General features: G+C 66.3%; 16 protein-coding genes, 1 tRNA gene and 2 pseudogenes. 10 read left to right on the forward strand and 9 right to left on the reverse strand.

Annotated features, from left to right (window positions below; translation table 11 throughout):
• On the reverse strand, positions 1 to 683 hold a 683-nt coding region (locus tag MBTS_RS17815), incomplete at its 3' end, for a TPM domain-containing protein (protein WP_192216146.1).
• A 49-nt stretch (positions 684 to 732) separates the two neighbouring features.
• On the reverse strand, positions 733 to 1386 hold the full coding sequence (locus MBTS_RS17820; protein WP_156465750.1) for a LemA family protein: 654 nt from the start codon (positions 1384 to 1386) through the stop codon (positions 733 to 735).
• Positions 1387 to 1618: 232 nt separating this feature from the next.
• On the opposite strand from MBTS_RS17820, the gene MBTS_RS17825 reads away from it, so the two are divergent.
• The 8 genes and pseudogenes from MBTS_RS17825 (at position 1619) to MBTS_RS17860 (ending at position 10027) form a co-directional block, all read left to right on the forward strand.
• Entirely contained in the window at positions 1619 to 1924 is a 306-nt protein-coding gene (locus MBTS_RS17825) for an Rdx family protein (RefSeq protein ID WP_147831238.1), read from the forward strand.
• On the forward strand, positions 1921 to 4167 hold the full coding sequence (locus tag MBTS_RS17830) for a sensor histidine kinase (RefSeq protein ID WP_373321259.1): 2247 nt from the start codon (positions 1921 to 1923) through the stop codon (positions 4165 to 4167). Before MBTS_RS17825 ends, MBTS_RS17830 begins: the two co-directional genes overlap by 4 nt.
• 559 nt (positions 4168 to 4726) lie before the next feature.
• Complete coding sequence (locus MBTS_RS17835) at positions 4727 to 6064, forward strand: methyl-accepting chemotaxis protein (protein WP_238253801.1); 1338 nt, start codon at positions 4727 to 4729, stop codon at positions 6062 to 6064.
• 123 nt (positions 6065 to 6187) lie between these two features.
• A complete protein-coding gene (locus MBTS_RS17840) occupies positions 6188 to 7726 on the forward strand; it encodes a class I adenylate-forming enzyme family protein (RefSeq protein ID WP_192216148.1) in 1539 nt (512 codons plus the stop codon).
• Positions 7727 to 7840: 114 nt separating this feature from the next.
• Positions 7841 to 8671, forward strand: a complete 831-nt coding sequence (locus MBTS_RS17845; protein ID WP_192216149.1) for a glycosyltransferase family 2 protein — start codon at positions 7841 to 7843, stop codon at positions 8669 to 8671.
• Between the two features lie 12 nt (positions 8672 to 8683).
• A tRNA-Ser gene (locus tag MBTS_RS17850) sits at positions 8684 to 8775 on the forward strand.
• Between the two features lie 187 nt (positions 8776 to 8962).
• A pseudogene (locus MBTS_RS17855) lies at positions 8963 to 9154 on the forward strand (transposase); the annotation flags it as partial.
• 132 nt (positions 9155 to 9286) lie between these two features.
• On the forward strand, positions 9287 to 10027 hold the full coding sequence (locus MBTS_RS17860) for a Crp/Fnr family transcriptional regulator (RefSeq protein ID WP_056146132.1): 741 nt from the start codon (positions 9287 to 9289) through the stop codon (positions 10025 to 10027).
• A gap of 18 nt (positions 10028 to 10045) precedes the next feature.
• Here the strand turns inward: MBTS_RS17860 and MBTS_RS17865 are convergent, their stop codons facing one another.
• From MBTS_RS17865 to MBTS_RS17895, 7 genes and pseudogenes are all read right to left on the reverse strand, one after another.
• Positions 10046 to 10345, reverse strand: a complete 300-nt coding sequence (locus MBTS_RS17865) for a c-type cytochrome (protein WP_056146570.1) — start codon at positions 10343 to 10345, stop codon at positions 10046 to 10048.
• Between the two features lie 32 nt (positions 10346 to 10377).
• Positions 10378 to 11189, reverse strand: a pseudogene (locus tag MBTS_RS17870) (universal stress protein).
• Positions 11190 to 11309: 120 nt separating this feature from the next.
• Positions 11310 to 11570, reverse strand: coding sequence for a hypothetical protein (locus tag MBTS_RS17875; RefSeq protein ID WP_147829843.1), 261 nt, complete (start codon positions 11568 to 11570; stop codon positions 11310 to 11312).
• A gap of 82 nt (positions 11571 to 11652) precedes the next feature.
• Complete coding sequence (locus MBTS_RS17880) at positions 11653 to 11769, reverse strand: DUF2474 family protein (protein ID WP_192216150.1); 117 nt, start codon at positions 11767 to 11769, stop codon at positions 11653 to 11655.
• Positions 11770 to 11780: 11 nt separating this feature from the next.
• Positions 11781 to 12794, reverse strand: coding sequence for a cytochrome d ubiquinol oxidase subunit II (gene cydB, locus MBTS_RS17885; protein WP_192216151.1), 1014 nt, complete (start codon positions 12792 to 12794; stop codon positions 11781 to 11783).
• A 5-nt stretch (positions 12795 to 12799) separates the two neighbouring features.
• On the reverse strand, positions 12800 to 14242 hold the full coding sequence (locus tag MBTS_RS17890; protein WP_192216152.1) for a cytochrome ubiquinol oxidase subunit I: 1443 nt from the start codon (positions 14240 to 14242) through the stop codon (positions 12800 to 12802).
• A gap of 204 nt (positions 14243 to 14446) precedes the next feature.
• The gene (locus tag MBTS_RS17895; protein WP_192216153.1) at positions 14447 to 15583 is read right to left on the reverse strand and encodes an HD-GYP domain-containing protein; all 1137 of its coding nucleotides are present in this window, start codon (positions 15581 to 15583) and stop codon (positions 14447 to 14449) included.
• 199 nt (positions 15584 to 15782) lie between these two features.
• Between MBTS_RS17895 and MBTS_RS17900 the strand changes: the two genes are divergently transcribed.
• Both MBTS_RS17900 and MBTS_RS17905 read left to right on the forward strand, forming a co-directional pair.
• Entirely contained in the window at positions 15783 to 16997 is a 1215-nt protein-coding gene (locus MBTS_RS17900; RefSeq protein WP_238253804.1) for a PAS domain-containing protein, read from the forward strand.
• A 248-nt stretch (positions 16998 to 17245) separates the two neighbouring features.
• Positions 17246 to 19492 (forward strand): methyl-accepting chemotaxis protein, encoded by a 2247-nt coding sequence (locus tag MBTS_RS17905; RefSeq protein WP_238253805.1) that lies wholly within the window; start codon positions 17246 to 17248, stop codon positions 19490 to 19492.
• The last annotated feature ends 10 nt before the right edge of the window (positions 19493 to 19502 follow it).

The raw sequence follows: 19502 nt of genomic DNA on the forward strand, positions 1-19502 counted from the left end.
TCCCCGAAGCCGCCGGAGACGCCGCCGCTCCATCCCCCCGAGGATGGGCCGGGCAGGATGATGAACCCGCCGCCACGGCGGCCCCGATTCATCCGGTACACGACGAACAGAATCACCAGGAAGAGGACGATGAAGCCGACGACGTGGGACGGCTCGGCCTCGTCGCTTCGCACCTTCCCCTTGCGCTGCCACTCCTCGGCGTCGCCGCTCAGGATCGACAGCATGGCATCGATTCCGGCCTTGATGCCGCCGCCGTAATCCCCCGTCTTGAAGCGGGGCGCGATGGAGGTGGTGATGATGACCTTCGACAGGGCGTCGGTGAGCGCCCCTTCGAGGCCGTAGCCGACCTCGATCCTGACCTTGCGGTCGTTGGGCGCCACGAGGAGGAGCGCGCCGTTGTTGGTCTTGGCCTGCCCGATGGCCCAGGAGCGGAACAGCCGGTTGCCGTAATCCTCGATGGTCAGTCCCTGGAGGTTGGGCACCGTCGCCACGACGACCTGATCGGAGGTCTTCTCCTCGTAGGCCTTCAGCTGCGCTTCGAGCGCGGCCGTCTCGTCCGGCTTGAGGATGCCGGCGGCATCCACGACCCGGCCGCTGAGGGCCGGGAAGGTCGGCTCCGCCGCCAGGGCCTCGCCGCGCACCAGTAGCATCATCCCCGCCAGGACGACGAGGACGAGTGCCATGACGGACGCTGGCGCGCGCCCTCGAACAACCGCCGCCCTCGTCACCGCGTTAGAACTTCACGGCCGGCGGCTTGTCCGAATTGGGCGTCGCCGTGAACGTCTCCATCGGCTTCGATTCCGGATAGAACCACGCGGCGATCCAGCGGCCCGGAATGGTGCGGACCTCGGTGTTGTAGGCCTGGACGGCACCGATATAGTCGCGGCGCGCCACCGCGATCCGGTTCTCGGTACCCTCCAACTGGGATTGCAGCGCCAGGAAGTTCTGGTTCGACTTGAGGTCGGGATAACGCTCGACGGTGACGAGGAGACGGCCCAGGGCGCCGGAGAGCTGGTTCTGGGCGTCCTGGAACTCCTTGAACTTCTGGGGATCGGAGACGGTGGAGGCGTCGACCTTCACGCTCGACGCCTTCGCGCGGGCTTCGGTGACGCCGACGAGCACGTCCTTCTCCTGCTGCGCGTAGCCCTTCACCGTCTCCACGAGGTTCGGGATCAGATCGGCGCGGCGCTGGTACTGGTTCTGAACCTCGCTCCACGAGGATTTCGCGCTCTCCTCCAGGGTGGGCACCCGGTTGATCGCGCCGCAGCCCGAAAGGGTCGTGGCCAGGGCGACGGCGACGAGCGCGGACCGCATCCGGCGGATCAGCGATGGGCGGGGCGAGCGCGCGAAGGGCGCGGCGGCGGCGGGACGCAGAACGGACGGCATGGGTGGCTCCTCGCGGACGGGCGCGGCATCGGGCATGGTATGGACGGGTCCAGGCCCCTGCCGCCCGGCTACGCTCGTGGAGATAGGGCGCGATGCCGCGGGTGAAAGGCCGGGTGGGCGCGCTCCTGCCGTCAAACGCCCTGTCTATCAGGGGGCCGAACGGTTCAAGCGACGGGCCGACTGTTACGCTGGCAGGTTGACAAGGCACCGTGCATGGGTCGCTGTGCCGGCCATGGATGAAACGCCACCTGCCCCACAGGTCGAGAAACCCAGGGTTTCCATCACCTACTGCACGCAGTGTCAGTGGCTCCTGCGCGCCGGCTGGATGGCGCAGGAGCTCCTCTCCACCTTCCGCGACGATATCGGCGAGGTCGCCCTGATCCCGGGGAATGGCGGCGTCTTCCAGATCGTCTGCGGATCGGAGACGATCTGGGACCGGACGCGGGACGGGGGATTTCCCGACGTGAAGACCTTGAAACAGCGTGTCCGCGATCGGCTGGCGCCGTCCCGCGACCTCGGTCACATCGACAGGCCATGACCGCCGAGACCCATCACGACGCCGAGCCCGAGAACCACATCGACCCCGCTTCCGAGCGGACGAAGAGCGGTGGGTGGCAGGCCACGGCCCCGGGCCGGCTGTTCGCGCGCATCCGGCAGCGCGGGTTCTCGACGCAGGTGTATCTGGTCGCCCTCGTGGTGGCGTTGATCGGGCCGGGATTGCTGTTCACGGCGATCCTGCTGTTTCGCTATGCCGGGACCGAGCGGGCGCGGTTCGAGCAGGATGCGCGCGAGAACGTTCGCGGGATCGCCCTCTCCATCGACCGCGACACGGCGGGGCTCGTCTCCGTGCTGCAGACCCTGGCGACGTCGCCCCGCCTGAAGGACTCGGAATTCGAGAATTTCGACGCGCAGGCACGGCTCGTCCGGGAAACCGTCGGGCTCGACATCCTGCTGCGCCGGCCGGACGGCCAGCAACTGGTGAACACCTCGGTCCCGCGCGGAGCGCCGCTGCCGAAGACCGCCCTGCCCTTCGACCGCGAGATCGCATCCGGAACGCAGCGGGCGATGATCTCCGGCATCCTGTCGGGCAGTATGCCCGACCGCGCGACCTATGCCATCGCCGTGCCGGTCCAGACCGAGGGCGAGGTCGCCTATGTCCTCAGCTTCCTCGCGCCGGTGAGCCGGCTGCAGGGCATCCTCGGCCGGGAATACGTCCAGGGCTGGATGACGGGCGTGTCGGACCGGGACGGCATCGCCCTCGCCCGCATCCCCGATCCGGCATCGATCGTCGGGCGCCCGCGCCTCGCGACCCTTCGCCAGCGCCAGACCGAGACGCCGGGGGTCTGGGAAGGCAAGGATTTCAACATGCGCCCCGTCACGGTCGTGGAGGCCCGCTCGCGCCTCACCGGCTGGACGGTGAGCGCGGTGATTCCGAAGGCCCTGGTGGATGCGCGACTGCGCGGATGGATCTGGGCCTTCACCGGCTTCGGCCTCCTCGTCCTCGCGACCTCGTCGATCCTGGCCATCAATCTCTGGTCGAAGGTCTCGCAGCCGCTGCGCCGCCTCGTGGCGACGGGGCCGGCTTTGGCGCGCGGCGAGGCGATCCCGCGCATCACCTCGCCGATCCACGAGATCCGCCGTCTCGGCGACGTGCTGGCGGACGCCTCCCTGCGCCTACGGACCCGAGGCGAGGAACGCGATACGGCGCTCGCCGAGACGGAACGCGGCCTTTCGGCCCTGCGCGAGAGCGAGGCACGATTCCGGCACATGGCGGATTCGGCCCCCGCCCTGATCTGGATGACGGACGAGGTCGGGGAGATCAGCTTCGCCAACCTGCATTTCGACCACCTGTTCGGGAAGCCGGCCAGCGCGCTGGCGGCCGGCGGCTGGCAGACGATCGTCCATCCGGACGACCTGCCGGCGTTCTCCGCCAAGTTCTCTGACGCCTTCGTCGGCCGCGTTCCCGTGAGGGCGGAGGTTCGGGTCGTGGATCGCGACGGGGTGGTGCGCTGGCTGCGATGCGAAGGCGTGCCGCGCCTCGACGATACGGGAACCTTCCTCGGCTACACCGGCTGCAACGTCGACATCACCGATGCCAAGCGCGCGGAAGAGCATCTGCTCCTGCTCATCCATGAACTCAACCATCGTGTGAAGAACACCCTCGCCACCGTCCAATCCATCGCCATCCAGTCCCTGCGCGGCCTCGACACGCCGGAGGCGGCGGCGGCCAAGGCCGCGTTCGAAGCGAGGCTCCTGGCACTCGCCCGCGTTCACGACGTCCTCACCCGCGAAAGCTGGGAGGGAGCGGAACTCGGCAACGTGGTTGCCGATGCCACCGCTCCCCTCGATTCCACCGAAGCGGGTCGATCCCGATTCATCGTGTCGGGACCGCATCTGCGCCTGCCGCCCCGGCTCGCGCTCTCCATCGCCATGGCGCTGCACGAACTCGGCACCAACGCGGTCAAGTACGGCTCGCTCTCGCGGGAGGGTGGCACCGTGACGATCAGCTGGAGCGTGGTGAAGGAGCCGGAAACCCGCCTCCTCCTGCGCTGGAGCGAGAGCGGCGGGCCACCGGTGACGAAGCCGACACGCACCGGGTTCGGCTCGCGCCTCATCGAGCGCAGTCTCGCCCGCGAGCTCGATGGCGAGGTCCAGCTCATGTTCGCGGCCAGCGGCGTGGTCTGCTCGATCGAAGCGCCCGTGCCTCCGCCGACCCTGCTCGAGCGCAAGGCGGGCCTCGTTCCCCTGCGACCCGCGACGCTTCTCCCCCATTCGGCTTGAGCTCTTCAGCGAGCCGAGCAAGTCATGGTGTACGTGCCGCCGAATACTTTCGACACGTCGGTGTCCCATCGTGCCTCGTTCGTCCGCGCGGAATAATGTCCCACCGCATCGGCGCGAAGCTCGGAACAAATTTACTTTAGGGGTTGCGGCGTCATATGAGCTATAATTCAAATACAAGTACACGGATACCTTGTCATTGGCTTGAGCTTAATTCTTTTTGCTCAATGGTGTGATTGGGCAAAAGGCAAAACCGAGGATTTTTATCTGCGCGTCATGCTAAGACTAGGTCATTAGATCGGTCGGCTCTTCTGTCTTGGGGCTCCGGTGTTCGATACTGCCATGGAAAAGAAATCGTCCGCAACATGGCGCACGGTTACCATTGGTTGCTGGCGCCGGTATCCGGGAAGTCGACGAACCATTCGTTCCGGCCGGCGCGGAAGGGGGGACTGCTAAGGCGCCATTAAACAATAGCGTTTATGACTTTGTCTTATCGGTATCTCAAGGTTGTAGTTTTATGATTGGCTTCTCCCGAAAGCGTCCGGCCAACGACACGATTGCGGTGCCTACCGCGGCTCAGCAGACCGAGGCCGACGACCTTCGTCTCGGGGCTGCGGTGGAAGCGCTGATGTCGAGCCAGGGGCTGTCGACGATCGACCTGCCCGACGGAAAGCTCAAATCCGCGATCGAGCGCCTCAACGGCCGTGGCGAGGACGACAATCAGCGTAACCTCTCCTCCATCGCCACCATGGCGAAGGAGACGTCCGAGGCGGCCATCAACATCGGCTGGATGACCTACGATGTCGGCGAAGTCGCCCGCGCCACGCAGACGATCGCCGGCGCCACGGAAGAGATGGCGGCATCCATCGCCGAGGTCTCCCAGACGTCCGACACGGTCGTCACCGTCGCCCAGGACGCCCTGACCGCCATGAGCGCCTGCATCGGCGACGGGCGCGAGGCCAAGTCCGCCATGCAGGAGATCGACGTCCGCACCTCGCTCATCTCGGAGCGGGTCGTGGTGCTGGAGCGGGCCATCGCCCAGATCGAGGTCATGGCGACCGCCATCGCGTCGATCTCCGCCCAGACCAACCTGCTCGCCCTCAACGCGACCATCGAGGCGGCGCGCGCCGGCGAGGCCGGTCGCGGGTTCTCCGTGGTCGCGGCCGAAGTGAAGTCGCTGTCCGCCCAGACCGCCAAGTCCACGGGCGAGATCCGGGGGCTTCTCAGCACGCTGACATCGGAGATGTCGGCCATCTCCACCGCCGTCGGCGAGAGCCGGAATGCGGTCACGTCCGGCCGGGCCATCGTCGAGCAGCTGGAAACGCGGGTCGAGCAGACCAACGAGCGGATCTCCCAGGCGAGCGACCTGAACCAGGCGATCTCGCAGATGCTCGCCCAGCAGCGTTCGGCCACCGCCGAAATCTCCACCAGCGTGCAGAACATCGCCGGCAAGGCCGCCAAGACCCATGAGGAGATCGACAAGATCACGACGCGTCTCGTGAAGGCCGAGGATTTCGGCCGGACCGCCCTCGCGGCGGAAAGCGGACGCGTCAAGGCCCATGGCCTGGTCTGCCTGCCGGCGGATGTCGGCATGTGGAAGCGCAAGCTCGCCCGCATCCTCGTCGGCCTCGCCCCGGCCGCCTCCTCCGATCCGACGATGCTCGGCCGCGCGGATCACAGCGTCTGCACGGACCTGCGGAATGGCCCGCTGCGCGATCATCCGGCACTGGCCCGTCTCGCCGCTGCCGAGAAGACAGCGCTCGAGGAAGCCAAGACGATGACCGACGCCGTCGCCGCGAACAATTGGGACGTGGGCACGCCGGCCTATCAGGCCGCTTCCGCCGCCATGAAGGAGATGCTCGCGGCCGCCAAAGAGTTGCTCGCCGTCAAGGCTGCGTGATCGTCGCCCCTTGTGGGTAGCGCGCACTCGAACGTTCCGAAGTCCCGCGGTCGGCCCCTTGTTGCCGGCCGCGGGTTTCGGCATGGCTTGAGCGCGTTGCCACGCGAGAACCCGAACCGTTTCATGATCCGACCGGACGCTCCTCCACCGGCCCGTTTCAATGCCGCCCGCCACTGTCTCGCTGAGAATGCGCGCCTGCGGCCGGACAAGACCGCGCTGATCATGGCGGGCGCGGAGGACGGGGCGTTTCACCTGACCTTCGCCGAGGCCGACCGTGCCGTGCGCGGCATCGCCGCCGGTCTCCTCGCCCTCGGCCTGCGCCGCGGCGACCGCGTGATGATCCGGATGGGCAACGAGGCGGACTACGTCCTCGTGTATTTCGGCGCCCTCGCCGCCGGGCTCGTGGCCCTCCCCTCCTCGCCCCAGCTGACGCCGGCGGAAGCCGCGTTCCTCATGGAGAATTCCGGCGCCGCCGTCGTGGTGACCGGGGCGGGCCACCGTCTCGACCCGGCCGAGGCCGAGGGCCGCATCGTCCTCGGCCCCTCCGAGATCGCCGCGATGAAGCGTGCCGACCCGGTCGCGGATTACGCCGACACCGCGGCGGACGATCCGGCGACCCTGGTCTACACCTCCGGCACCACCAGCCGGCCGAAGGGCGTGCTCCATGCCCATCGCGCGATCTGGGGCCGCCGCCCGATGCATGCGCATTGGCTGGGGCTGACGGAGGCCGACGTCATGCTGCATGCCGGCACCATGAACTGGACCTATACGCTCGGCGTCGGCATCACCGATCCCTGGGCCTGCGGCGCCACGAGCGTCCTCTACGACGGGCCCCGCGATCCCGCCGTCTGGCCAGCCCTCATCGCCCGGCACGGTGCGACGCTGTTTGCCGCCGTGCCGAGCCTCTACCGCCAGATCCTGAAATACGCCGATCTGTCCGCGCACGATCTGTCCCGCCTGCGGCACGGCTGCACCGCCGGCGAGGCCCTTCCTGCCGAACTGCTGGACGCCTGGACCGCCGCCACCGGCAAGCCCCTCTACGAGGCGCTCGGCATGAGCGAGGTCTCCACCTATGTCTCCAGCGGCCCCACCATCCCGGTGAAGCCCGGCTCTCCCGGCAAGCCCCAGCCCGGGCGCCGCGTGGCGATCCTGCCCGTGGACGGGCCGGACGAGCCGCTGCCGGAGGGCGAGACGGGGCTCCTCGCGATCCACCGCACGGAGCCGGGCCTGATGCTCGGCTACTGGAACCGGCCCGAGGAGGAAGCCGCTGTCCTGCGCGGCGAATGGTTCGCGGGCGGCGATCTCGCGAGCCTCGACGGGGACGGCTACCTCTGGTTCCACGGGCGCAACGACGACTTGATGAACGCCCTCGGCTACCGGGTCTCGCCCAACGAGGTCGAGGGCGTGGTCGGGGGGCATCCCGCCGTGGCGGAGGTCGGCGTCACCGAACTCGCCGTCCGGCCTGACCTCAAGGTCATCGCCGCCTTCGTCGTGTTGAAACCCGGTGAAGAGGCGGATGGACCCTCGATCCTGGCCTGGTGCGCCGAGAGACTGGCCGGCTACAAATGCCCGCGCGAGGTCCGGTTCCTCGATGCCCTGCCCCGCACCGCCAATGGCAAGGTCCAGCGCAAGCGGCTCGCCGACCAGCCGGTCGCGGCATGAGGTCGAGATCGCCGGGCCAGCCCTGCCGATCCCGAGTCCAGGGTCTTCGTTCCATGACGAACGTGGCGAGAAAGGTGTATCGGCCGGCCGGACCGATATCGTAGAGCCCTCACCATGTCCGCGCCGCCGCTTTCGATCTTCCTCATCGCCTTCAACGAAGCAGACCGGATCGGCGCGACCATCCGCGCGGTCCGTGACCTGACCGACGACCTCGTGGTGGTCGATTCCGGCTCCACCGATGGAACGCAGGCCCTGGCGGCCTCCCTCGGTGCGCGGGTGATCCACAACACCTGGTCCGGCTACGGCCCGCAGAAGCGCTTCGCCGAGACCGTCTGCCGTCACGACTGGCTGCTCAACCTCGATGCCGACGAGGTGGTGCCCCCGGACCTCTCCGACGCCATCCGGACCATGTTCGCCGCCGGTGAACCCGCCCACCCGGCCTATCGCATCGCCATCGCGGAGATCTTCCCCGGTGAGTCGAGGCCCCATCCCTGGGCCTATGCCCTGCATCCCGTGCGCCTCTACCGCAAGGACAGGGGCCGCTACTCGCCCTCCCCCGTCCACGACCGGGTGGAGCTCGATCCCGGCGCCAGCGTCGGACGCCTGAAGGGGGTCATCCACCACTTTTCCGTGCGCTCGCTCGGCGATCAGCTCGACAAGCTCAACCGCTATTCCGACCAGCAGGCCCGGGACCTCGAAGCCCGTGGCGTCACGATTCCCACCTGGCGGATCTTCGTCGAGCTGCCGCTGAATTTCCTGAAGGCCTATCTCGGCCGGCGCCATTTCGTGAGGGGCGTCTACGGCTTCCTCACAGCCGCGAACTACGCGATCTCCCGCCATCTCCGGGTGGCCAAGCACTACGAACGGCGCAGCGCGCTAATTTCCACCCCGTTGCCGCCTATTGAACCGGCCAAGCGGGTTGACCCGTCCGACGCGAAATTCTAGAGCCACCCCTACGGAGACGTGGCCGAGCGGCTGAAGGCACTCGTTTGCTAAATGAGCATACCCCGAAAGGGGTATCGAGGGTTCGAATCCCTCCGTCTCCGCCATCTACCCTTAAACCACTGAAATAGCTGGTTTTTTCCTCGATCATCGCGGACCAATTTGTGACGCTGTGTCACCTTGGCTGTTCAGATGCGAGGCCATGGGTGCAGAGGGCGCAATATCTCCAATGTCGTCGCGGACGCTGGTTCATCCGAGTGCGAGTTCCGTCTCACCTCGTGTCCGCTGTGGCTGGACCTCCTGGCCGACTTGGATGACCGCATCGCCGAACTCGAACGGGAGATTGCCCGCCGGGACTGGGGGGACGAGACGGCTCGTCGGCTGATGACCATCCCCGGCATCGGCCCCATTACCGCAACGGCACTGACTGCCCTGGCTCCTGCGGCCGAGCCCTTCGCCAAGGGACGGGATTTCGCTGCCTGGCTGCAGGGGGCGTCCACAGATGGATCACGTCCGCGAACGGGCCTGAGCGAGCCGGACCATTGATTTTAGTTCGCCGCTGCCACGGTCGATCGTCTATCATCGACGTCTCGTGGCGATAGTGCGGAGGCTTCAGAGATGCTGAGCCCGACGGGACACCCCGCTGCCCACGATGACGGCTGCCATCACGGGCGCTCCACCGGCGGCTGCGTCGATTGCAAAGTGCGTCTGATCAGCGTCTGTGCGGCGCTGACGATCGACGAACTCGATGGTCTCGAAGCCATCAGCCAGGTGGTCGAGCTGGCGCCGCGGCAGGCCCTGTTTGCCCAGGGTGAGGAGGCGGGAGCCGTCTACAACATCACCGAAGGCACGCTGCGCCTCTTCCGGCTCCTGCCCGACGGGCGTCGCCACGTCATGGGCTTCGCGCTCATCGGCGATTTCCTCGGCTTGGCCCTAGCGGAGCGGTTCACGGTGACGGCCGAAGCGCTTTCGCCGGTCAGGGTCTGTCGATTCGAGCGCGCGGCGTTCAAGGCCCTGGTGGCGGAACGGCCCAGTCTCCTCGAGCGCCTGCATGAGCGCGCCGGCTGCGAACTCAGACTTGCGCAGGACCAGATGACCCTCCTCAGCCGGCGTACGGCCGAGGAGAAGGTGGCCATCTTTCTCGTCGGTCTACGCGAGCGCTATGCCCGGCTCGGACAAGCTTCGGTGACCCTCGAACTTCCGATGGGGCGGCAGGACATCGCCGATCATCTCGGCCTGACGATCGAGACGGTCAGCCGGATCATCACGCGCCTCGACCGCGAGAGGATGATCCTCGTGGTGCCGGGTGGCGTACGCCTCATCGATCCAGCCCGGCTGGAGCGCCTCGCCGCCAGCTGACGATCCGCGTCGCGCGGCCTACCGCTCCAACGTCTTGAGGTAGGCGATCAGGTTGTCCGCTTCGTCGGGATCGAGACGAAACTCCGGCATGGTCGGATGCCCGGTCGTGATGCCTTCGGCCAGCGCCTCCCCGAGATCCCCGACGGGATAGCGCCGGTGAAGCATGCGAAACGGCGGGGCCTCCGCCAGGGTGCTGGGACCGATGCGACCGATCGCGTGGCAACGGACGCAATTGGTCCGCGCGATGACCTCGCCGCGCTTCTCGTGTGTGTCCAGAACGCGTGGATCCCTGGCATGGGCGTTCTGGCCGGTGGCCATGAGCGCCAGCGCGAGAGCGGTGAACCGGCACATCAGTGGCTCATCAGGCAGCAGACCGGCGTCGTCCGCAGGATCTCGCGGGTTGCCCCGCCGAACAGCCATTCCCGCAGCCGGGAATGGCCATAGGCGCCCATGACGACGAGATCGGCATCGTGCCGTGCGGCAAACCGCAGGATCTCGTCGGCGGCAGCCAGATCCGACCTTGCCAGCAAATGGGTCGTGACGTGGGCGCCATGCCGGGCGAGGTGAGTGGCGACGTCCTTCGCCGCCTCGAAACAGGCATGTCGCCGGCCGTGACCACGTACATCTGATCGGCCCGTATGATGAAGGGAAGCGCTCCCGATATGGCGCGGCGCGCCTCGGGCGTATCCTTCCAGGCGATGACGATACGCGCGGCCTGGATCTGCTCGATCCGGGGCGGGACGACGAGGACAGGTCGCCCAGCCTCCATCAGCACCGGACCGGGCAGGACGCCCATGTCTCCCGGATCCCCATCGTCGATACCGCGGCGCCCCACGATCACGAGATCGGCACCACGCGCTTGCTCGACGAGAAACGGGACTGAAGCGACCATATCCGAGCGCCAGTCGACACGTGCTTCTCCGACGCTCCTCTCGAAGACCGCCCTGACGCACGACAACTCCTCCTCCAGCTTGGCTTTTTCTTCAGCGAAGAGGGACTCGGCTTCATGGATGTCGTTGACCGCGACCGGTGACGGAATCCTCCGGGCCGCGACCCCGGTCAGCGTGGCCTCGAACCGCAGGGCCACTCCGCCGGCGAGCCGAGCCCTGTCGGGCGTATCGGGACCCGTGTCGAGGGAGACCAGGATACTGGCGTAGGACATGTCCGCCTCCGTTGGCCGGTCTGCCGGCTCGATGGAATCGTCGTGATTGCAGAGGGCCGCGGACATGATTCGATTGCCTATCGGATCGGCCGCGGCCGTCGGGCGCGATGCGCCGCGGCTTCAGAGCACCACCCAGAGTAGCCCGGTGAGGAGGATCGAGGCGGTGACGGCAAGGGCGAGGGCCTGAAGGCTGCCGATATCCGCGCCGTGGAAGCCGTCCTCGATCCGTCCGGGGACGTCCCCAGCCAGGGCCGGAGGCACCGGTTGCGGATTTGCCGGATCGCCGGGCTCAACGGAGGAAAGCTTTCGCGCCTGAGATCCCCTGGGCATCCCGACTCGGCCGGAGGATGCGAGGTCGGCCGTCCCGATCGCTGAGGTCATGATCGTCTCCCGTTGTTGCGACGAGAAGAGGATGCTCCGGTCCTGCGGAGGGCGCTTTGAGATGGATCAAGGCCAAGGATTTTCAGACGGTCTTGAGAAGCCACCGGAGCGGGAGCGCGATCGCCGTCAGGCCGGCGATACCGCCGGCCCAGAGGGCCACGAACCAGGCGAGACGGCGAATGGGAGGGGCGACGGCCATGGTGCCTCTCCTCAATGGTAGCCGGGCGCGCCGGCGGTGACCTTGCCGCGAAACAGCCAGTAGACGTAGCCGGTATAGGCCAGCACCATCGACAGCAGCACCACCGTGCCCACGAGCAGGAAGAGCTGGCTGCTCGGATGGGTGGCGGCATCCCAGATCGTCACCGTCGGCGGCACGATCATCGGGAACAGGCTGATGCCGAGCCCGATATAGGACAGCAGGAAGAGGCCGAGGCCGCAGAGGAAGGGAGCGACCTCCTCTCTCCGGTCGAGGGCCGCCAGGAAGCGCCACCCCAGGGCCGCGACGAGGAGCGGCACGGGCGCGGCCAGGGCCATGGCCGGCCAGGTCAGCCAACGCCCACGGAAGGCCGGGCTGAGGAACGGCATGGCGACCGACACGGCCGCGATGGCGAACAGCGTCGCGAACCCGAGCGCCCGCGCGAGCCGGAAGGCTCGCAACTGCAGCACCCCTTCCGTCTTCCAGATCAGCCAGCAGGCCCCGAGCAGGGCGTAGCCCGCCACCAAGGCGAGGCCGGTCAGCAGGGAGAACGGCGTCAGCCAGTCCCACCAGCCGCCGGCATACGCGCGGCCCTCGACACGGATTCCCTGGACGAGGGCCCCGAGGCAGATCCCCTGGCAGAACGCCGCACCGTAGCTGCCGAGGGCGAAGGCGGCGTCCCATGCCGTCTGAGCCGGAGCGGAGGCCGCCCGGAACCGCATCTCGAAGGCGACACCGCGGAAGACGAGGGCGAGGAGCATCAAAGTGATCGGCATGTAGAGCGCCGGCAGGAGGGTGGCGTAGGCGAGGGGAAACACCGCGAACAGACCGCCGCCGCCCAGGATCAGCCAGGTCTCGTTGCCGTCCCAGACCGGCGCCACCGTATTGACCATGACGTCCCGGTCGGCCTTCTCGGGAAAGGTCGGGAACAGGATGCCGATGCCGAGATCGAACCCGTCCATGACCACGTAGAGGAAGACCGCCGTGGCGATGAGGATCGCCCAGATGAGGGTGAGGTCGAGGGACATGGGCACTACTCCGCGGGCTGGATGGCGGGACGGCCGCCGCCGGGACGCGGAGCGTCGAGCGAGGGCGCCGGCGTGATGCCGGCGGTGCGGATCGGCTGGCCTGTGGGCGGCCCCGACTCGTGGGCGTGGGGCGTCTGGTTGAAGAGGTGCAGGAGATACCAGATGCCCGCCCCGAACACGGCGAGGTAGACCACAGCGAACGCCGCGAGGGAGGCGGCGACGGCGGGTGCGGCGACGGGCGAGACGCTGTCGGCGGTGCGTAGCAGGCCGTAGACGGTGAAGGGCTGGCGGCCGGTCTCGGTCACCGTCCAGCCGGCGGTGACGGCGATGAGCCCGGACGGCCCCATGGCGACCGCGAAGCGCTGGAACCAGGCGGCGTCGTAGAGCCGGCCCTTCCGGCGCAGCCAAAGCGAGGCGAGGCCGAGGGCGATCATCAACATGCCGAGACCGACCATGATCCGGAACGACCAGAACACCAGCGGCAGGTTGGTCGGCCACGTCTCGCGCGGCAGGCTCTTGAGCCCCCGCACTTCGCCGTCGAGCTCGTGCGTCAGGTAGAGGCTGGCGAGGCCCGGGATGCCGACGGCGCCCCGCGTCTCCCCGGCCGCCGCATCCGGCCAGCCGAACAGGTATGCGGGCGCCCGGCGCTGCGTCTCGAAATGGCCCTCCATGGCGGCGACCTTGGCGGGTTGGTGCTCGTAGCTGTTGGCGCCGTGCATGTCCCCGATGACGAGTTGCGCGGGCGCGACGATGGCGGCCATCCACATGGCCATGGAGAACATCACCCGGGCGCGCGGGTTGGCCCGATCACGCAGGAGGTGCCACGCCCCGACCGCGCCGACGATCATCGCGGTGGTCAGGTAGGCCCCCGTCACCGTATGGGCGAAGCGGTAGGGAAAGGACGGGTTGAACACGATCGCCCACCAGTCGGCGGGAGCGAAGCGACCGTCCGGCCCCAGCACGTGGCCGGTCGGCGTCTGCATCCAGGAATTGGCGGACAGGATCCAGAAGGCCGAGGTCAGGGTACCGAAGGCGACGAGGCAGGTCGCGAGGAAGTGGAGGCGCGGACCGACGCGCTCCAGACCGAACAGCATGACGCCGAGGAATCCGGCCTCCAGGAAGAAGGCGGTGAGCACCTCGTAGCCGAGGAGCGGCCCGAGGATCGGCGCCGTCCGGTCGGCGAAGACCGACCAGTTGGTGCCGAACTGGTAGCTCATCACCAGACCCGAGACGACGCCCATGGCGAAGGCCACGGCGAAGACCTTGAGCCAGTAGCGGTAGGCATCGAGATAGACCGCCTTGCCGCTACGGAGCCACAGGCCTTCCAGCACGGCGAGGAAGCTCGCCAAGCCGATGGTGAAGGCGGGGAACAGGAAGTGCCAGACGATCGTCAGGGCGAATTGCGTTCGCGCGAGATCGACCGCGCTCGGCAGGGTGAAGGCTGTCATCGGGGTCTCCGGGCGTCCGGGTGAAATTCTCGGACCGGTTCCCCAGACCTTGATCCAATCGTGAGGCGCCGGCTTTGCGCTGGATCAAGGACAGCCCGTGTCGGGGGCGCCAGATCGATCCGTGAAAGACAATCGAGCGGGATGGAAATGAATCGGCTGTTCAGTGCGCCTGCGTCCACCCGCCGAAGCCATGATCGGATGCCGTCAGCCCGCGAGTTCCGCGAGCGGTCGGAAGGCATGGACAAGGTCCATATCCAACTTGCCGGTCATGCTTTCGAGGATGGCATACGCTTTCACGCCCGACATGGGTTCCTTGTAGGAGCGACGCTCGATCAATGCGCCGAAGATATCGCAGATGGTGACCAGACGAACGAGGTCTGGAATGTCCGTGTCGGTCAGACCATCCGGGTAGCCGGAGCCATCGAGGTACTCGTGGTGCGAGCGCACGACGGTGAGAATATCCTCGGAGAAGCCCTGGCCCCCGAGCATCGCATGGCCGAGTGCGGGATGCTCATGCATGATAGCGGTCTCTATGGTGTTGAGCCTTCCCGGCTTGTTCAAGATGGCAATCGGGATCCGCGATTTTCCAAGGTCGTGAAGAAGCGCGGCGTGGGTAAGACGCTGACAGTCGGCTCGGCTCATACCAAGTTGCCGTCCGAAGGCAGCCGCCAGACCCGCGACGAGAAGGCAATGCTGGTGAGTGGCGTTGTCGAACTGCCACACGACCTCCAGCCACCCCCGGATGTTGCTGCTGCACAATGCGGTCTCGACGATCTCACCCGCAGTTGTGAGAGCTTGTAGCGTCACGCCCCCGCCGGAACCGGCGACATGAAAAAGCCGAATGAGGGCGGCGTTTGCCAGCGCGACTTTCCTGTCGATTGATAGGCTTTCGGGTTGGTGGGCAATCGCGACACCTACCGTCGACAATGCCGCCGGAAGCAGTCGGGCAGCGCGGGTCGCCGGCAGGGTTTGGAAAGCACCGAGAGCATGAGCTTGAGCCCTGCTCCGAGCAGCGCTTTCATGGAGCAAGCAGAATAACGGTGGCCGATTGTCTTGAAAACGATCGAGATGCTGACGGAGAGCGCCAATGGTGGAGGAACTTATGAATGAGACATCGCTGACGATTGCCTTAAATGCATGAGATTCACGTCGGCTGAAGATCTGATCCGGGTCGATGATATCGACGATATTGCAGATATCGAGCGCTGCCATGTCTTTGACGATCTGCGACCCTCGCAAAACGTTGTCTGTCAGGAAAAGTGTCGAGCACGATAAATCTAATGCTTGATCCATTGTAAAAACCCGTGCGGCATAGATTTGATGATGCTTTAGGATATCCATGTGCCCGGAAACTTGACCGGCATTGAATGTAATATACTGCATCTCCTGCCCGATGGTTCAATTGTCAAAATGAAATCCAGCTCGAAATCTGAAATTTGAGTTGTTGCGTGGCACGAAAATGCTTCTTCGCGAAAATCCGTGTATTTCTGATGAGAAACCGCTCACGCGGCGTAGCCCTCTGTGGCGAAGGATTCACGCTATGCCTGCACGGTCCCTCATGCGCCCTTCCTGGGCAGCCACGACAGACAAGGCGAAGGGCGGATTTTCTTCACGACATTTTCTGAGGCTCGTAGAGAGTTCCATCGATATCGGCTTCTGGTCGGGCGACCTGGACGGTGAGTTGATTGAGGGATCGATCGGCCTCTATCGAGTTTTCGGGCTTGATCCGTCCATTGCGCTGACCTTCGGCTTTGCCAAGGAGATGATGCATCCCGAAGACCGTGCTCGGCACGCCGATCTCTTGCCACTGTTGCGTACCGGTCAGCCGATGCAGCGGGAGTTCCGCATCATTCGACCGGATCAGACTCAGCGTTGGGTCTTGCACCGTGTCGAGGTGCTCATCGGCCCCGACGGCCGCCCAAAGCTTGCCATCGGAATGGTCAAGGACGTCACGCCTCGGTACGAGGTCGAGATGTCGGTCGAACAGGGCAACGACCGCTTCAAGGCCTTGATTGAGGCAACAGCCGCTGTGGTCTGGACCGTCAGCCCCGATGGCCGCGTACAGGACATGCCACAATGGCGGATGTTGACCGGCCAAAGCCAAGCCGAAGTCCAGGGGGACGGCTGGCTCGAAGCCATCCATCCCGATGATCGCGATCTGACCGCTTCGGCTTGGCAGTTCTCAGTGAGTCACCGTGAGCCCTACAATACCGATTACCGTCTTCAACTCGCTGATGGCTCCTACCGTTGGTACAATGCCCGCGGCGTTCCGATCTTGAACCGGGATGGGTCCGTCCGAGAATGGATCGGCATCTGTCTCGACCTCTCTGACCGGCATCGCGTTTCCTCCTCATCGGCCAAGGCCGCCGGCGCAACCGCCGCGCAGGACATCACGGTCGAGCAGATCCGTGGCGCGCGCGGCATGACGGGCCTGTCTGCGGAGGAGCTTGGCCGCCGGGCCGGTGTCTCGGTCTCCACCGTGCGCCGTCTGGAATCGGAGGCCACGACGACGCAGGCCCGGCCCGGCCCGACACGATCCTGGCCGTTCGGCAGGTCTTGGAAGCGGCAGGGATCGAGTTCACCTTCGAGGCCAATGCAAAACCAGGAGTTCGGCCCGCCTGATGCCTGGCGATCGGCTGTACCATCACAGGATGCTAGAACCACCTGGGGCGCTGAATGCGTTCACAGTCTGCCATGCCGAACGTTTCAGGGAAATTCGGACTTAAGTCTAATTGACTGGCGTGTTATTGTTTGATCGTCCCTAGATTTGATGCAGAACTTTCATTTCTGACTGTAATCAAGAACGACAGCTAAGCCCCAGAAAAGACCGTTCTGCGTTCATTTTTGCAAACGAACGCCATAGGGTCTCCTAAATCATCTTCATCGTGAGCAAATTCCAATCATTCGAACACTGTTGGCATCGCGGAATCGGTGGTGGCATTGAGCGATCGGAGAGGTCCGTCGCGTCACACTCACGCTCTCTTCTCCAGCGCGAGTGCAGCCGTGACGACGTCCATCGACAGAATTCCACCTTCGTCCACCTCCGCATCCGGGACCCGTTCCACGCTGGGCTCGATCAAGTTCAAGATCATCACGATCTCCGGGGCGTGTGTGGTGCTCGTCTCCGCGGCGATCGTCGGCTACGGCGCGCGCGCCAACATCCACAGTGCTGCGATCGTCAACAGGTCGACGGAAGAGATCCTCGACAAGAGCAGCAGCGAGAACCTGCTTTCGATCGCAACCGCCCAAGCTGCGACCATCCAGGGCAAGATCGACTTTGCCTTCGCGGCAGCGCGCGACATGAGCAGCGCTCTCGGCGTCGTCGCCGGAGGCAAGACCGCGTCCCGCGACACGATCCGCCGGGGACAGCTCAACGATATCCTGCTGAGCGTGCTCAAGCGCAACCCGGACTTCAACGGGACCTACAGCGCCTGGGAGCCGAACGCGATCGACGGCCTCGATGCCGAACACGTGGACCGGCGCGAGGTCGGCTCCGACGGAACGGGCCGGGCTCTGCCGTACTGGACGCGTTCCGCCGACGGGCAGATCGCGGTCCAGCCCCTGGTGGAATACGACAGCCGGGCCCTTCACCCCAACGGCGTCATGCGTGGCGGCTGGTACATCGGACCGAAGGAGAGCGGACGGGAAAGCATGCTCGCGCCGCTGCCCTATATCGTGCAGGGCAAGCCCGTTCAGTTGGCGACGATTTCGGTTCCGATCGTGATCGACGGCAAGTTCCGCGGCGTGGTCGGTGCCGATTTCGATCTCTCATTCGTCCAGAAGACTGCCGAGGCCGTCAACGCCTCGATCTACGGGGGCAAGGGTTCGGTCGCCATCGTCTCGCCGACCGGCCTCCTCGTGGCGTCGAGCCGCCATCCCCAGGGCATCGGCGGCCCCCTCGTCAGCGTCGATTCGAGCTGGAACGCCTATGCCGAGACCATGCGGTCGGGACGCTCCTTCGTCGGCCGCGACGAGGCCCTCGACGAGATCCGGGTCGTCGCCCCTCTCACCCTCGGGCAGACCGGAAGTAGCTGGTCGGTCGTCATCGCCGTCCCGCGGACCCTCGTCATGGCGGAAGCGGTCAAGCTCGGCGATGGATTGTCGGCCCGCGCGCATACGGACCTGATCTGGCAGCTCGGCGTGTCGGGCGGCATCGCACTTATCGCGCTCGTCCTGATGTATCTCCTCTCGACCAGCATCACGAGCCCGATCAACCGCCTCACCCGGACCCTGACCGTCATGGCCCGCGGCGAAGCGGTGTCCGAGATCGAGGGCGCGACGCGCGGCGACGAGATCGGTGAGATCGCCCGGGCGGTCGACCGCATCCGGATCGTCACCGAGGAGGAAGCGGAGCGCCGGGGCACGCTGGCCGAGGAGATGCGTCGGACGACCGAGGCCCACCGGCGGCAGATGCTGCACGAGATGGCGGGGAGCTTCGAGGCCGCTGTCGGTGGCATCGTCGGAGCGGTCTCGTCCTCCGCGACGGAGCTGCAAGCCACGGCCAAGGCCATGGCCGGGAACGCCGCCGACACCGCCCATCAATCGGGGACGGTGGCGGAGGCTGCACGGGATGCCGCCGCCAATGTCGGCACCGTCGCGGCGGCGGCCGAAGAGTTGGGCTCGTCGGTCCAGGAGATCGGTCGCCAGGTCGACAATTCGGCGACCCTGGCGCGCGATGCCGTCACGGAAGCCACTCGCACGGAGGCCCTCGTGCGCGATCTCAGCGAGGCGGCGACCCGGATCGGGGACGTGGTGGCGATGATCTCGTCCATTGCGGGCCAGACCAACCTGCTGGCGCTGAACGCGACCATCGAGGCAGCCCGCGCGGGCGAGGCAGGCCGAGGCTTTGCGGTGGTGGCCGCCGAGGTCAAGGAGCTCGCCAACCAGACGGCGCGGGCGACGGACGAGATCGGCACCCAGATCGGCCGCATCCAGGGCTCGACAGGCGCCGCAGTTTCGGCGATCGGCAGCATCACGAGCAGAATCCAAGAGATTAGCAGCGTCGCGACGATGATCGCCTCGGCCGTCGAGGAACAGGGCGCTGCCACGCAGGAGATCGTTCGCAACGTGAGTCAAGCAGCCTCGGGGACGAGCGACGTCACGTCCAATATCTCGGGGGTGGCCCACGCGGCCGAGGAGACCGGAGCCGCGGCAACCCAGGTCTTGGATTCGGCCTCCGAACTATCGCGGCAATCCGAACATCTGACCGCGGAAGTATCGCGCTTCCTGGCAACGGTTCGGGCGGCCTAAAGCCGACGAC

Origin of the sequence: Methylobacterium bullatum (genome assembly GCF_014845095.1) — a bacterium.
Taxonomy (GTDB): Bacteria; Pseudomonadota; Alphaproteobacteria; order Rhizobiales; family Beijerinckiaceae; genus Methylobacterium; species Methylobacterium bullatum.

Coding starts and splice junctions, on each gene's coding strand:
- MBTS_RS17820 (WP_156465750.1), bottom strand. CDS start 1,386: ATGCCGTCCGTTCTGCGTCCCGCCGCCGCCGCGCCCTTCGCGCGCTCG.
- MBTS_RS17825 (WP_147831238.1), top strand. CDS start 1,619: ATGGATGAAACGCCACCTGCCCCACAGGTCGAGAAACCCAGGGTTTCC.
- MBTS_RS17830 (WP_373321259.1), top strand. CDS start 1,921: ATGACCGCCGAGACCCATCACGACGCCGAGCCCGAGAACCACATCGAC.
- MBTS_RS17840 (WP_192216148.1), top strand. CDS start 6,188: ATGATCCGACCGGACGCTCCTCCACCGGCCCGTTTCAATGCCGCCCGC.
- MBTS_RS17845 (WP_192216149.1), top strand. CDS start 7,841: ATGTCCGCGCCGCCGCTTTCGATCTTCCTCATCGCCTTCAACGAAGCA.
- MBTS_RS17860 (WP_056146132.1), top strand. CDS start 9,287: ATGCTGAGCCCGACGGGACACCCCGCTGCCCACGATGACGGCTGCCAT.
- MBTS_RS17865 (WP_056146570.1), bottom strand. CDS start 10,345: ATGGCCACCGGCCAGAACGCCCATGCCAGGGATCCACGCGTTCTGGAC.
- MBTS_RS17875 (WP_147829843.1), bottom strand. CDS start 11,570: ATGACCTCAGCGATCGGGACGGCCGACCTCGCATCCTCCGGCCGAGTC.
- MBTS_RS17880 (WP_192216150.1), bottom strand. CDS start 11,769: ATGGCCGTCGCCCCTCCCATTCGCCGTCTCGCCTGGTTCGTGGCCCTC.
- cydB (WP_192216151.1), bottom strand. CDS start 12,794: ATGTCCCTCGACCTCACCCTCATCTGGGCGATCCTCATCGCCACGGCG.
- MBTS_RS17890 (WP_192216152.1), bottom strand. CDS start 14,242: ATGACAGCCTTCACCCTGCCGAGCGCGGTCGATCTCGCGCGAACGCAA.
- MBTS_RS17895 (WP_192216153.1), bottom strand. CDS start 15,583: ATGGATATCCTAAAGCATCATCAAATCTATGCCGCACGGGTTTTTACA.
- MBTS_RS17900 (WP_238253804.1), top strand. CDS start 15,783: ATGCCTGCACGGTCCCTCATGCGCCCTTCCTGGGCAGCCACGACAGAC.